The organism is Massilia sp. UYP11, assembly GCF_050434805.1.
Taxonomy (GTDB): domain Bacteria; phylum Pseudomonadota; class Gammaproteobacteria; order Burkholderiales; family Burkholderiaceae_D; genus Telluria.
In genome coordinates this window covers 437,298-450,988 of the sequence record NZ_JBNDJE010000002.1, presented here as the reverse complement: position 1 = coordinate 450,988, position 13,691 = coordinate 437,298, and the positions used below count along the sequence as shown (strand labels likewise).

At 69.5% G+C, this 13,691-nt stretch carries 7 protein-coding genes and 2 riboswitches; of the genes, 4 read left to right on the top strand and 3 right to left on the bottom strand.

Features of this window, described 5'->3' with window-relative positions; genetic code table 11:
• Positions 1 to 210: 210 nt before the first annotated feature.
• Complete coding sequence (locus ABIB38_RS05460; RefSeq protein WP_429202435.1) at positions 211 to 1,992, top strand: methyl-accepting chemotaxis protein; 1,782 nt, start codon at positions 211 to 213, stop codon at positions 1,990 to 1,992.
• A gap of 7 nt (positions 1,993 to 1,999) precedes the next feature.
• Here ABIB38_RS05460 and gcvP read toward each other — a convergent pair whose 3' ends face one another.
• The 3 genes from gcvP to gcvT form a co-directional block, all read right to left on the bottom strand.
• Positions 2,000 to 4,882 carry an aminomethyl-transferring glycine dehydrogenase gene (gene gcvP / locus ABIB38_RS05455; protein ID WP_429202433.1) on the bottom strand — a complete coding sequence of 961 codons (2,883 nt, stop codon included), beginning with the start codon at positions 4,880 to 4,882 and terminating at the stop codon, positions 2,000 to 2,002.
• A 112-nt stretch (positions 4,883 to 4,994) separates the two neighbouring features.
• Complete coding sequence (gene gcvH, locus ABIB38_RS05450; RefSeq protein WP_429202431.1) at positions 4,995 to 5,375, bottom strand: glycine cleavage system protein GcvH; 381 nt, start codon at positions 5,373 to 5,375, stop codon at positions 4,995 to 4,997.
• Between the two features lie 60 nt (positions 5,376 to 5,435).
• The gene (gene gcvT, locus ABIB38_RS05445; RefSeq protein ID WP_429202429.1) at positions 5,436 to 6,566 is read right to left on the bottom strand and encodes a glycine cleavage system aminomethyltransferase GcvT; all 1,131 of its coding nucleotides are present in this window, start codon (positions 6,564 to 6,566) and stop codon (positions 5,436 to 5,438) included.
• A 46-nt stretch (positions 6,567 to 6,612) separates the two neighbouring features.
• Positions 6,613 to 6,707: riboswitch (glycine riboswitch) on the bottom strand.
• Between the two features lie 17 nt (positions 6,708 to 6,724).
• Positions 6,725 to 6,810: riboswitch (glycine riboswitch) on the bottom strand.
• A 242-nt stretch (positions 6,811 to 7,052) separates the two neighbouring features.
• Between gcvT and ABIB38_RS05440 the strand changes: the two genes are divergently transcribed.
• The 3 genes from ABIB38_RS05440 (at position 7,053) to smc (ending at position 13,639) form a co-directional block, all read left to right on the top strand.
• A complete protein-coding gene (locus ABIB38_RS05440; protein WP_429202427.1) occupies positions 7,053 to 7,613 on the top strand; it encodes an ATP-dependent Clp protease proteolytic subunit in 561 nt (186 codons plus the stop codon).
• Positions 7,614 to 7,736: 123 nt separating this feature from the next.
• Positions 7,737 to 10,007 carry a DUF1631 family protein gene (locus tag ABIB38_RS05435; protein WP_429202425.1) on the top strand — a complete coding sequence of 757 codons (2,271 nt, stop codon included), beginning with the start codon at positions 7,737 to 7,739 and terminating at the stop codon, positions 10,005 to 10,007.
• Positions 10,008 to 10,132: 125 nt separating this feature from the next.
• The gene (gene smc / locus ABIB38_RS05430) at positions 10,133 to 13,639 is read left to right on the top strand and encodes a chromosome segregation protein SMC (protein WP_429202423.1); all 3,507 of its coding nucleotides are present in this window, start codon (positions 10,133 to 10,135) and stop codon (positions 13,637 to 13,639) included.
• Positions 13,640 to 13,691 lie beyond the last annotated feature (52 nt).

Sequence of the window (13,691 nt, the reverse complement as noted above, 5' to 3'; positions counted from 1 at the left end):
CGCATGGGTTGGTAAGCAGTTGTTACCGGTAAGCATACATGGGCTCGCTCATACGTGCGCGGCCGGACCGGGCTTGCGTCGGAACAAGCGAATGCGTTGACGGACGGCGTACATTGTGGAGTGCATTCCAGAAATGTTGCGAGAGAACGCCATGAACATGACACCGCCGCGCCGCCCACCGCAGCCGTCCACCGCTCGCGGGGGCTGACCATGCTGTCCCGCCTGCTGTCCCGGCCGTTGTGCCGCCTGAAGATCGGCCCCAAGCTGCTGCTCGCGCCCGGCGCCGTCCTGATCCTGCTGCTCCTGCTGTCGTGGGTCGCCTATTACGCGATGGTGCGCCAGAACGATTCGCTCGAATCGATCGTCGGCCAGCGCGCGGCCAGCATGCGCGCCGCCAGCAGCCTGGCGGCGCAGTCGCAGAAGGCGCACGCCGATATCTATCGCCTGCTGAGCTGGATGGGCGGCAGCTTCCCGCTGGCGCGCACCGAGCCGCTGCGCCAGGACATCCTGGCCCAGCACCGGCGCATCGCGGCCGGCCTGGAGGCACTGGGCAAGGCGACCCTGACCGAAGCCGAAGACCGCCACGTGGAGCAGGCCGCCGCCGCGCAGCGGCGCTACGCTGCGGCGGTGCGCGAGGTGATCGAGCTGGCGCCGCTGGACGGCTCGATCGGCGCCAATGCCATGCAAAAGGCCGAGAGCGCGTTCGCGCTGGTGGCGCAGCGCCTGGCCGCCCTGGGCGCGCTCGAAGAAGCGCTGTCGCGCGAAGCCTCCGCCAGCGCCGAGGCCGACTTTCGCATGATCTCGATGCTGATGCCGGCCGTTGTGCTGCTGGCGATCGCGCTGTCGCTGGCGATCACGTTCGCCGTGCGCCGCATCCTGCTCGACGAGATCCGCGGCATCGGGCTGGCCGCGAGCAGCCTGGCCAGCGGCGACCTGACCGTGCGGCGGGGCGAGGGCCACGATTACGGCGGCGACGAGATCGCCGACACCTCGCGCCAGCTGGACGCCAGCATCCGCAACCTGAACGGCACCCTGCGCTCGATCCTGGAATCGGCGCGCCTGATCGGCGCCGCCTCGCGCGACATCAAGCTCGGCAGCCTGAGCCTGGGCAGCCGCGCCGTGTTCCGCGCCAGCGCACTGGCCCATACCGAAGGCGCGCTGCGCGAACTGGCGGCCGACGTCAAGCTGGGCGCCGACCAGGCGCGCGCCGCCAACCGCCTGGCCGCGGGCGCCGGCGCGGCGGCGCACGAAGGCAGCGACGTGGTCGAACGGCTGGTGGCGACGCTCGCCGGCAGCCGCCGCGGCGCGCAGCGGGTGGTCGAGATCGTCGATGGGCTGGACCTGGCGGCGAGCGAGGCCGGCACGCTGGCCCTGAACGCGGCGCTGGGCGCGGCGCGCGCACATATGGCTGCCAGCGTGGACGACGACGTGGACGCCGGCGAGCCATCGCCGGCGATGGCCGCGATGGCCGGCGAGGTGCGGGCGCTGGCGCGCCGGGTGGTCGCCGCCAGCCGCGAAATCCGGAGTGTGGCGGCGCAGTCGCTGGCCGAGATCGATGGCGGCGCGGCCTGGGCCCAGCATGCCGGCAGCAATATGGAGCGCATCGCGGGCACGGTGCGCGAAGTGGAAGACCTCGCCGGGCGCATCGGCGCGGCGGGAGAGGGCCAGGCCTCGCACCTGGCCGACGTGGGCCAGGCGATCGTGCGGATGGACCAGGTGACGCGCCAGAACTGTACGCTGGTGGAAGAAGCGGCGAGCGCGGCGCGCACCCTGCAGATGCAGGCGCTGGCGCTGTCGCGCACGGTGGCGGGGTTCAGGCTGGAAGAAGAGGGCGCGCAGGCGCCGCCGCCGCAGGTGGAGGGCGCGGGGAGCAAGGACGGCGGCGGGGCCTGGTCGGCGCCCGGGGAACCGGCGCGCGAGCGCCGCGGGGGCGCCAGGGAACGGCGCCGCCACCAGGCGTCGCACTTGCGGCTCGCCTCGAGCCGCAAGTGACCGGGGATCACTCGTAGTCGCTGATCGGCGCGCAGCCGCAGAACAGGTTGCGATCGCCATAGACGTTGTCGGCGCGGCCGACCGGCGGCCAGTACTTCTTCTTGCGCAGGCTGGCGACCGGGAAGGCCGCCACTTCACGGGTGTAGCCGTGAGCCCAGGCATCGGCGGTGACCACCTCGGCGGTGTGCGGGGCGCCCTTGAGCGGGTTGTCCATGCGGTCGTACTCGCCGCGCTCGACCTTGACGATCTCGGCGTGGATGGTGATCATCGCCTCGATGAAGCGGTCGATCTCGGCCTTCGATTCCGATTCGGTCGGCTCGATCATCAGGGTGCCCGGCACCGGGAAGCTCATGGTCGGGGCGTGGAAGCCGAAGTCCATCAGGCGCTTGGCCACGTCTTCGTTGCTGATGCCGGTCTTGTCCTGCAGCGGGCGCAGGTCGATGATGCACTCGTGCGCGACCAGGCCGTCGTGGCCCGCGTACAGCACCGGGTAGTGCGGCGCCAGGCGGCGCGCGATGTAGTTGGCGTTGAGGATCGCCACTTCGGTCGCGCTGGTGAGGCCCTCCGCGCCCATCATCGCGATGTACATCCACGAGATCGGCAGGATCGAGGCCGAGCCGAAGGCGGCGGCGCTGACGGCGCCGATGCCTTCTTCGCTACGGACGTAGCCGCTCGACAGCTGGTTTGGCAGGAATTTCGCCAGGTGGGCGCCGACGCCGATCGGGCCGACGCCGGGGCCGCCGCCGCCGTGCGGGATGCAGAAGGTCTTGTGCAGGTTCAGGTGGCTGACGTCGCCGCCGAAGGCGCCCGGCGCGGCCAGGCCGACCAGCGCGTTCATGTTGGCGCCGTCGACGTAGACCTGGCCGCCATGCTGGTGCACGATCTCGCACAGTTCCTTGATGCCCTCTTCGAACACGCCGTGGGTCGACGGGTAGGTGACCATCACGCAGGCCAGGTCGCGGCTGTATTGCTCGGCCTTGGCCTTCAGGTCGGCGAGGTCGACGTTGCCGTTGTCGTCGCAGGCGGTGACCACGACCTTCATGCCGACCATGCTGGCCGAGGCCGGGTTGGTGCCGTGCGCCGACGACGGGATCAGGCACACGTTGCGGTGGCCTTCGCCGCGCGACTCGTGGTATTTCTGGATCACCAGGAGGCCCGCGTACTCGCCCTGCGAGCCGGCGTTCGGCTGCAGCGAGATGGCGGCGTAGCCGGTGGCGGCGCACAGCATGGCTTCGAGCTGGGCGATCATCTCGCGGTAGCCGACGGTCTGGTCGTTCGGCGCCAGCGGGTGGACGTTCGAGAACTCGGGCCACGTGACCGGCACCATCTCGGCGGTGGCGTTGAGCTTCATGGTGCACGAGCCGAGCGGGATCATGGTGCGATCCAGCGCCAGGTCCTTGTCGGCAAGCGCGCGCAGGTAGCGCAGCATCTCGTGCTCGGCGTGGTAGCGGTTGAAGGTCGGGTGGGTCAGGTAGGCGCTGGTGCGGGCGAGCACGGCCGGGAAGGCGTCCGCCACGGCGGCGTCCAGCTGGTCGATGTCGACGCTTTTGCCGTTGCCGAACACGGCGAACAGGTTGGCCAGGTCGTCGCGGGTGACGGTTTCGTCGAGCGAGACGCCGACGCTGGTGGCGTCGATCCGGCGCAGGTTCAGGCCGCGCGCGGCAGCCTGCTGGTGGATCGCGCCGGCATCCTGCACGCGCACGGTGAGGGTGTCGAAGAAGGTCTTGTTGGCCAGCTCGAAGCCCAGCTGCTGCAGGCCGGCGGCCAGGATGGCGGTCTGGCGGTGCACGCGGCGCGCGATGCGGGCCAGGCCTTGCGGGCCGTGGTAGACCGCGTACATGCCGGCCATCACGGCCAGCAGCACCTGCGCGGTGCAGATGTTCGAGGTCGCCTTTTCGCGGCGGATGTGCTGCTCGCGCGTCTGCAGCGCCAGGCGGTAGGCCGGGTTGCCCTGGGCGTCGATGGTGACGCCGACCAGGCGGCCCGACATGCTGCGCTTGAATTCGTCGCGGGTGGCGAGGTAGCCGGCGTGCGGGCCGCCGAAACCGAGCGGCACGCCGAAGCGCTGGCTGTTGCCGACCACCACGTCGGCGCCCCATTCGCCCGGCGGGGTCAAGACGGTCAGGGCCAGCAGGTCGGCGGCCACGATCACCATGCTGCCCGCGGCGTGCAGGTGCTCGACGGCGGCGCGGTAGTCGCGCACTTCGCCGTCGACGCCCGGGTATTGCAGCAGCACGCCGAAGCAGGTTTCCTCGAGTTTTTCGATGTCGCCAGGCGCGATGGTGCGCACTTCGATGCCGATCGGCCGGGCGCGGGTCTCGATGATCTCGCGGGTCTGCGGCAGCACGTCGTCGGCCACGTAGAATACCTTCGAGGCTGACTTGCCGACGCGCTGGATCAGGGTCATGGCCTCGGCGGCGGCGGTGCCTTCGTCGAGCATCGACGAGTTGGCGATGCCCATGCCGGTCAGGTCGGTGATCGCCTGCTGGAAGTTCAGGATGGCTTCCAGGCGGCCTTGCGAGATCTCGGGCTGGTAGGGCGTGTAGGCGGTGTACCAGGCCGGGTTTTCGAAGATGTTGCGCAGGATTACCTTTGGCGTATGGGTGCCGTAGTAGCCCTGGCCGATCAGCGATTTCAGCACCTTGTTCTTCGACGCCAGGCCGCGCAGGACCGCCAGCGCTTCTTCTTCGGTGCGCGGCTCGGCGAACTGGCCCAGGTCCAGCCTGTCCTTGCGGCGGATGTTGGCCGGGACCACGGCGTCGATCAGGGCGGCGCGGGTAGCGTAGCCGAGGGTCGACAGCATGGCTGCCTGTTCGGATTCGGACGGGCCGATGTGGCGCGGGATGAACGAATCGCGTGCTTCAAGTTGGGTGAGGCTGGAGCGGGTCATGGTAGGAAAAGAGAATCGGGAAGGAGTCTGGCGCCAATGCTGGCTGGGCGAAGAATGGGGTGGCTGGGATGGCACGGGGCGGTGCGCCCGGGAGCGGGCGCACCCGGGACCATCAGTGGTCGGTGGTCTTGCCGTAGGCGTCGGCGTCGAGCAGCTTGTCGTAGGCGGCGGCGTCGCTCGGGGCCAGCTTGAACAGCCAGGCGCCGTAGGCATCCTGGTTGATCGAGTCGGGCGCGTCGGCGACCGGCTGGTTGACGGCGATGACGGTGCCCGAGACCGGCGCGTAGATGTCGCTGGCGGCCTTGACCGATTCCACCACGGCGGCGTCCATGCCCGCGGTGAATGCCTTGCCGACCTGCGGCAGTTCGACGAACACGATGTCGCCCAGCGCGTCCTGCGCGTATTCGGTGATGCCCACGGTCAGGGTGCCGTCTTGTTCGCGGCGCACCCATTCATGGGATTCGGTGTATTTCAGGTCGGTAGGGATGTTCATGGAGACTCCTGAGGATGGTGGGGTTGTCAGTATAGGGTGTTTGTTATCCGGTCCGGCGGGTCAGGCGGCCAGCACTTTGCCATTGCGCACGAACGGCAGCTTGACGACGCTGGCGGCCAGGTGCTTGTCGCGGATCGCGACCTGCACGGTGTCGCCGACCGCGACGTCCATCGGCACGCGCGCCAGGGCGATCGCCTGCTGCATGCTGGGGCTGAAGGTGCCGCTGGTGATTTCGCCGAATTGTCCCGATTCTTCGCTCGAGGCGGCGATCACGCGCTGGTGCGCGCGCAGGATGCCCCCCTTCTCGCGCAGGATCAGGCCGACGAACTGCGCCCCCTGGCCCTTGGCCTGCAACGCGGCCTTGCCGATGAAGTCGCGCTCGGAGACCAGGTCGACGGTCCAGGCCAGGCCGGCGTCGAGCGGATTGGTCGTTTCGTCCATGTCCTGGCCGTACAGGTTCATGCCGGCTTCCAGGCGCAGGGTGTCGCGCGCGCCCAGGCCCGCCGGCTTGACGCCGGCGGCGAGCAGGGCATTCCACAGGGCTTCGGCCTGGCTTGCTGCCACGCCGATCTCGAAGCCGTCTTCGCCGGTGTAGCCGGTGCGGGCGACCATGGCTTCGCCGAAGGCGGTAGCTTCGACGATGGCGGCGTTGAACGGCTTGAGGTTCTCGGTCGCGGCCCTGGTGGTCGGCAGCACTTCCCATACCCTGGCGCGGGCGTTCGGACCCTGGACGGCGACGAGGGCGATCGGATCGTTGCCGTCGCGGCGCTGGGTGATGGTCACGCCGCTGTTGGTGGCGGCATTGTGCTGGTTCATCCAGGCCACGTCCTTGTCGGCGGTGCCGGCGTTGACGACGATGCGGAACCAGTCCTCGGAGAAGAAATAGACGATCAGGTCGTCGATGACGCCGCCTTCCGGATTGAGCATGCACGAGTACAGGGCCTTGCCCGGCGCTTGCAGCTTGTCGACGTTGTTGGCCAGCAGACGACGAAGGAAAGAGCGGGCGTTGGCGCCCTTGACGTCCACGACGCACATGTGGGAAACGTCGAACATGCCGGCGTCGCTGCGCACCGCGTTGTGCTCTTCGATCTGGGAACCGTAGTTGACGGGCATATCCCAGCCGCCGAAATCGACCATTTTGGCGCCAAGGGCGCGGTGAGCGGAATTGAGCGGGGTCGCTTTGAGCGTCATGGAATCCTCGGACATGAATAGGGTGTCGGCACGATCGTCGTGCGCTATCGACCCCTCTGTCCTTGGTACCTGAGAGATAGCGGCCGGCGCCGCTTGCCCCTTCGGTGGGCCGCATCGCGGCCGCTCTCCAGAGTTGACCGGCCGCGCCGTGCGCCGCCGTCCCTTGACCGGTCCTTTTGCCTGAGAGTTTATGGGTGAGTGCCCCTTCGGCGGCAGCGTCGCTGCGCTCTCCCGATCAAGACTGCGGAGGATATGCCAGCCCGCCAACCCTGTCAACCACGCAAGCCCCGGATCGACCGCCCGCTCCCCTTGCCCCGCCATGAGGGCGGCGTCGGATTGGCTGGCAACGTAGAGGATTTGCCGGCATCGCCCCGCATTCTTGAATTGCTCGAAAGCATTGCTGCGCACTATTGGTGCAGGGGCTTTCGGGGTGTTTGTCGTGATTTGCTACACTTGTTCCACTTACTTTGTAGGCGGGAACAGACTATGAACGAAGAAAAAACGTTGCAAGAGAAAGAGGGGTGGTACACGCTGTCGGGCGACGTCAACAGTGATATGGTGCACCGGATGTTCGAGGCGGTGGCGGCGATGACCGAGGAAGGGATCGATACCGCCCACGTGCTGCTGCAGTCGAACGGCGGCTATGTCAGCGACGGCTTGTGCCTGTATAACTTCATGGCCAACTCGCCGATCAAATTCGTCATGTATAACGCCGGGGCGGTGGCCTCGATCGCGGTGGTGGTCTATCTGGCCGGTTCGCGCCGCTACGCCAGCGAGACCGCGCGCTTCATGATCCACAAGTCGCACGCGACCGCCTCGCCGGGTTCGCGGCCGGATGCGCTCAACATCATCGTCGAAGGATTGCGCGCCGACGATGCGCGCACCGAGGCCATCCTGCGCAAGGAAATCGAACTCTCGCCCGAGCAGTGGGGCGTGCACCAGTACGGCGACCTGCACCTGACCGCGCGCGACGCCAAGAAGGCGAAGATGATCCACGAGGTGCAGGACTTCGCGCCGCCGAAAGGCGCCATCCTGCGCAATATCTGAACCGGGTTGGTGCGGCCGCCGTCGCACCGGCGGTCGGCGCCGCCCCGGCCGGGATGTGTTTGATCATTGCTGGGAGGTAAGAGTATGGCAGAATAGGGGTTCGCCACACTTCGCCCAACCGTCATGGCCACCCCATCCGCCCAGAGCTCTGCCGCGCGCAAGGCCGCACCCGCCCAGCAGGCGGCGCTGGCCGAGCTGGTCGACATGGCGCGCAGCCATGCCGAGTCCGGCCTGGCGGACATGGCGCGGCGCATGGTGTCCGCGCTGCTCGACCTGACCGCGGCCGGTCTCGACCCCGCCGCCGTCATGCGGCGCGTCAAGTCGGGCAATCTCCTCAAGGACAACAGCTACGCCTTCATCCACCTGGCGACGGGCGGGATCGACGCCGCGCTGCGCCAGGAAGTCGCGCGCCTGTTCCCGCACGCGGCCGATACCGGGATCCCGGCTGCCGCGGCCAGGCCGGTCGAACTGAGCCTCGTCCCGCTGGAGCAGATCGACCGGCAGATGGCGCTGGGCGTCGTCAGCCGGCCGTTCGACCTGCAGCATTCCGAGGGCCTGGCCACGCTCGGCGTGCGCCTCGGCCTGCTGCTCGGGCGCGACCTGGTGCGCGCCGCGCACAACCCGTTCCGCCCCGACGTCTTCCTGGCCGCCGTGGACGCGGCCTGGCGCCAGTTCGAACCCGATCCCGACGCCCACGGCCTGGTGGCGCCGCTGCTGCGTCCCGGCCTGATGTTCGACCTGGGGCCGCTGTACGAAGCCCTGGTCGGAAAGCTCAAGGCGCGCAAGGAGGGCGACGCCGACACCCGCTTCAGCAAGACCGACGACCGCGCGGCGCGCCAGGCCGGGCGCGCCCGGCGCGACGCCGCGCTGGCCGAGCAGTTGCGCCAGCTGTTCGACCCGGCCGTGCCCGAGATCCCGAACCTGCCGCAGGGCAGCGGCGGCTGGCGTCCGAGCGCGGCGTCCGGCTTCGGGGTGGCGCCGCCGCCCGGGCCTGCGGCGGGCGCCGTCCCGTCCAGCGCCGCCGCGGGTCCGGCGGTGCACCCGATGATGCAGTCCACGACGCAGCCCGCGATGCAGTCGTTGAGCGACCTGCTGTCCCGCGCGGGCGCCGCCGGCCCGGCCGCCGCCCCCGGGATGCTGGTCCTGCCCGGCCTGCGCGCCAGCCTGCCGCAGGGCGCGCTGTCGCGCGGCGATGAAACGACGCTCGACCTGCTGTCGCAGGTGTTCGGCGGCGTGCTGCACGACGACGGCGTCGCCCCCGAGACGCGCGAACTGATCGGTCACCTGCAGTTGCCGGTCTTGCGCACCGCGCTGCGCGACCGCAGCTTCTTCTTCCAGGAGGCCCATCCGGCGCGGCGCCTGCTCGACCTGCTGTCGCAGGCCGGCTGGGAGCGCCCGCTGGACGCGGACGACCCGGTCTACCGCGCCATGCGCCGCAGCGTCGAGCGCGTGCGCGATCAGGCCGACCCCGAGTTCGGGGCGGCCGTGGCCGACCTCGAGGCCGGCCTGGCCGCGCGCGATCACATGGAGCAGGCGGCCATGGCGGCGCCCATCGCCCAGGCCATGCGCAGCGAAAAGCGCGCCGCCGCCGAACGTTCGGCGCGGCGCGCGGTGGCGCTGCGCCTGGCCGGAGAGCGCTTGATCCCGGCAGTCACGGGTTTTCTCGAAGGCCGCTGGAGCGTCGCGCTGGCGCTGGCCTACACGATCGAGGACAGTCGTCCGGGCTCCGTCGACAATGCCACGCGCACGATGGACGACCTGATCTGGAGCGTCAAGCCGAAGGCGACCCAGGAGCAGAGAAAGGCCCTGATCGCGCGCCTGCCGGCGCTGCTGGCAAGCCTGAACAACTGGCTCGACGCCACCCGCTGGCAGGATGCCGAGCGCCTGCAGTTCTTTGCCGAGCTGGCCGAATGCCATGCCTCGATCGTGCGCGCGCCGATCGAACTCCTGCCCGAGCGCCAGCTCGAGCTGGCGCTCGAGGCGGCGCAGCAGGATGCGCTGCGCCGGATCGCGCAGGAGCAGGAACAGGAGCGCGAGCAGGCCCGCACCCAGGCCGAGGAAGCGCAGGCCGCGGCAAGCGATCCGGCCGCCGCCGCGCTGGCCGCACTGGAGCGCGGCATGCGCCTCGAACTGCGCGACGCGCACGTCGTGCGCCGGGTGCGCCTGGCCTGGGTCAGCCCGCTGCGCACGCTGTACATCTTTTCGGGCGCCGGCCGCCAGGAAGCCTTTTCGCTGCCGGCCGCGCGCCTGGCCGAGCTGCTGCGCGCAGGCGCGATGCGCGTGGTGGCGGCCGAGGGCGTGGTCGGCCGCATCCTGAGCGCGGCGGTGGGACCGGGCGCGGTCAACGACGCCGGCCCATCGGCGGCGTCGCACGCCGCGGCCCGCAGCGCCTGACGCAGTGCATGTCGCAGTGCATGTTGCAGTGCGTGAAGGTCCGCGAGCGATCGCCCTGGCTGTCCAGGCCCACGCCTGCAATGGTATGATGGGCGCTTTACCTCTACAGCCATAGCCGACCCCACGTGCGTCTCTCATCCATCAAATTGTCGGGATTTAAGTCGTTCGTCGATCCCACCAATTTCCAGGTGCCGGGTCAGCTGGTCGGCGTGGTCGGCCCCAACGGCTGCGGCAAATCGAATATCATCGACGCGGTGCGCTGGGTGCTGGGCGAGTCGAAAGCGTCCGAGCTGCGCGGCGAATCGATGCAGGACGTGATCTTCAACGGTTCCACCCACCGCAAGAGCGCCGGGCGCGCCTCGGTCGAACTGGTGTTCGACAACAGTGCCGGGAAGGCCGCCGGCCAGTGGGGGCAGTATGCCGAGATCGCGGTCAAGCGCACGCTCACGCGCGACGGCACGTCCACCTATTACATCAACGGCCAGCCGGTGCGGCGGCGCGACATCCAGGACATCTTCCTCGGCACCGGACTCGGTCCGCGCGCCTACGCCATCATCGGCCAGGGCATGATCGCGCGCATCATCGAATCGCGCCCGGAGGAATTGCGGGTCTTCCTCGAAGAAGCCGCCGGCGTCTCGAAGTACAAGGAACGGCGCCGCGAGACCGAGAACCGCCTGTCGGACACGCGCGAGAACCTGCTGCGGGTCGAGGACATCCTGCGCGAACTGAACGCCAACCTCGAAAAACTCGAAGCCCAGGCGGCGGTCGCCAACCGCTTCCACCAGCTGCAGGCCGACCAGGAAGAAAAGCAGAAGCTGCTCTGGCTGATGCGCAAGAACGAGGCCAAGGCCGAACAGGCGAAGTTCTTCCGCGAGATGGAAGAAGCCCAAACCAGCCTGGAAGCGCAGACCGCCAGGCTGCGCAGCGTCGAAGTCGATCTCGAACACCTGCGCCAGGCCCACTTCGCCGCCGGCGACCGCCTGCACACGGCCCAGGGCGCCCTGTACCAGATCAATTCCGAGATCGGCAGCCTGGAGGCGCAGATCAAGTTCGTGGTCGAGTCGCGCACCCGCCTGCAGAACCAGATCGCCGCGCTCACGGCGCAGCGCGACCAATGGCTGGCGCAGGAGCAGGAACAGCGCGAGGGCGAGGAAGAGGCCGGAATGCAGCTGGAAGAACTCGCCGTGCGCGCCGAGGGCGCCCAGATCGCGGTCGAGGTCCACAACGAGCGCCTGCCCGAGCTGGAAGCGGCCTGGCGCGCCGGCCAGGAACGGTCGACCGCTTCGCGCGCGCGCATCATGCAGGTCCAGCAGCGCATCGAGCTGGCCTCGGCCCATGGCCGCAACGCCGGCGGCATCCTGAGCAGCCTGGCGGCGCGCCGCGAACGCCTGCAGCAGGAGCGCAGCAGCCTCAATCTGCCCGACAGCGCGACCCTCGACAACCTGCGCCTGCAGCTGGAAGAAAAGCAGCAGTCGCTGGAAGAACAGACCATGCTGCTGGAAGAGGCGGCCGGGCGTCAGGAGGCGGTCGAGCTCGAACGCAAGGAAGCGCAGGCGCAGACGCAGGCCGAGAGCGCGGCGAACGCCCAGCTGGAGGCGCGCCTGGGCGCGCTGCGCCAGATGCAGGAGCGCGTGCAGACCCAGGGCAAAGTCCAGCCCTGGCTCGAGAAGCACGAGCTGGCCGGCTTGCCGCGGCTGTGGCAAAAGCTGGACGTGGAAGAAGGGTGGGAAACCGCGCTCGAGGCCGTGCTGAGGGAGCGTTCCGGCGCGCTCGAAGTATCGAACATCGACTGGGCCAAGGCCTTCGTGCTTGACGCGCCGCCGGCCCGCCTGGCGCTGTACGCGCCGCAGGCGGGCGGCCACGCGGCGCCGCCCGACGGGTTCAAGCCGTTCGCGAGCCTGCTGCGCGTGAACGACCCCGGCGTGCGCGGCGTGCTCGAAGACTGGCTGCATGGCGTCTACGTGGCTGACGCGTCTGACGCCTTCGCCGGGCGCGCGCGCCTGCCGCAGGGCGCGGCCTTCGTCACGCGCGACGGCCATCTGGTGACCCGTTCCAGCGTGCGCTTCCACGCGCCGGACGCCGAGCAGGACGGCATGCTGGCGCGCCAGCACGAGATCGAGAACACGGCCCGGCAGCTCAAGGCCCAGGCCTTGCTGGCCGACGAGGCGCGCACGCGCGCGGTGCGCGCCGATGCCGCCGTGGCCGACCTGGCGCGCCGGCTGCAGGATGCGCGCGGCCGCGTGGCCACCTTGCAGCGCGACGTGCATGCGCTGCAGATCGAGGTGCTCAAGCAGAGCGAGATCGAGGCGCGCTTCAACCAGAGGAGCGGCCAGATCGCGACCGACCTGTCCGAGATCGCGGCCCAGGAGTCCGAGCAGTGCCAGGCCCAGCTTGAAGCCGAACAGGAATTCGAGCAGCTCGACCTGGAACTGGCCGAGCTGCAGGAGGCGCACGAAGACGGCCAGACCACCTTCCTCGACCAGGAGCAGGCCCTGAGCCGTGCGCGCGAACACCTGCGCGAACTGGAACGCGGCGCGCAAGAGGCGCAGTTCGCCGAACGCGCCCAGCGCAGCCGCATCGACGAATTGCGGCGCACGATGGCGACCGCCGCCACCCAGGCCGGGCAGGTCGGCGCCAGCCTGGCCCAGGCGCGCCTGGAGCTGGAGGCCCTCGAAAGCGGCACCGCCCACGAAGGCTTGCAAGCGCTGCTCGAGCGCCGCACGACGCAGGAAGCGGCGCTGTCCGATGCCCGCCATGAACTGGACCAGGTCGCCCAGCAGCTGCGCGCGGCCGAAGAGTCGCGCATGCAGTCCGAGCGCAGCCTGCAGCCGCAGCGCGACCGCATCACCGAGATGCAATTGAAGGAGCAGGCCGCGCGCCTGAACCAGGAGCAGTTTGCCGAGGCGCTGGCCGCCACCGGCGCCGACGAGGCGGCGCTGGCCGAAAAGCTCGACCCGGAGCTGAAACCGCAGTACCTGCAGGCCGAGGTCACCCGGCTGGCCAACGCGATCAACGGCCTGGGCGCGGTCAACCTGGCGGCGGTCGACGAGCTGGCCCAGGCCACCGAGCGCAAACGCTTCCTCGACTCGCAGAACGCCGACCTGAACGAGGCCATCGCCACGCTCGAAGACGCGATCGGCCGCATCGACCGCGAGACCCGCGACCTGCTGCAGGATACCTTCGACCGCGTGAACGGCCACTTCTCGGAACTGTTCCCGATCCTGTTCGGCGGCGGCAACGCCAGGCTGGTGATGACCGGCGACGAGATCCTGGACGCCGGCGTGCAGGTCATGGCCCAGCCGCCGGGCAAGAAGAACGCCACCATCCACCTGCTGTCGGGCGGCGAAAAGGCGCTCACCGCGACCGCCCTGGTGTTCTCGATGTTCCGCCTGAATCCGGCGCCATTCTGCCTGCTCGACGAAGTCGACGCGCCGCTGGACGACGCCAATACCGAGCGCTTCTGCCGCATGGTCAAGCGGATGTCGGAACACACCCAGTTCCTGTTCATCTCGCATAACAAGATCGCAATGGAGATGGCCAGCCAGCTGATCGGGGTGACGATGCAGGAGCAGGGCGTCTCGCGCATCGTCGCCGTGGACATGGAGGCGGCCGCCGGCATGGCCGCCGCCTGAACCGGCGCGGCTCCCCCGGTGCGCCGTGCTACACTGGCCGGCCTCTGCCGCG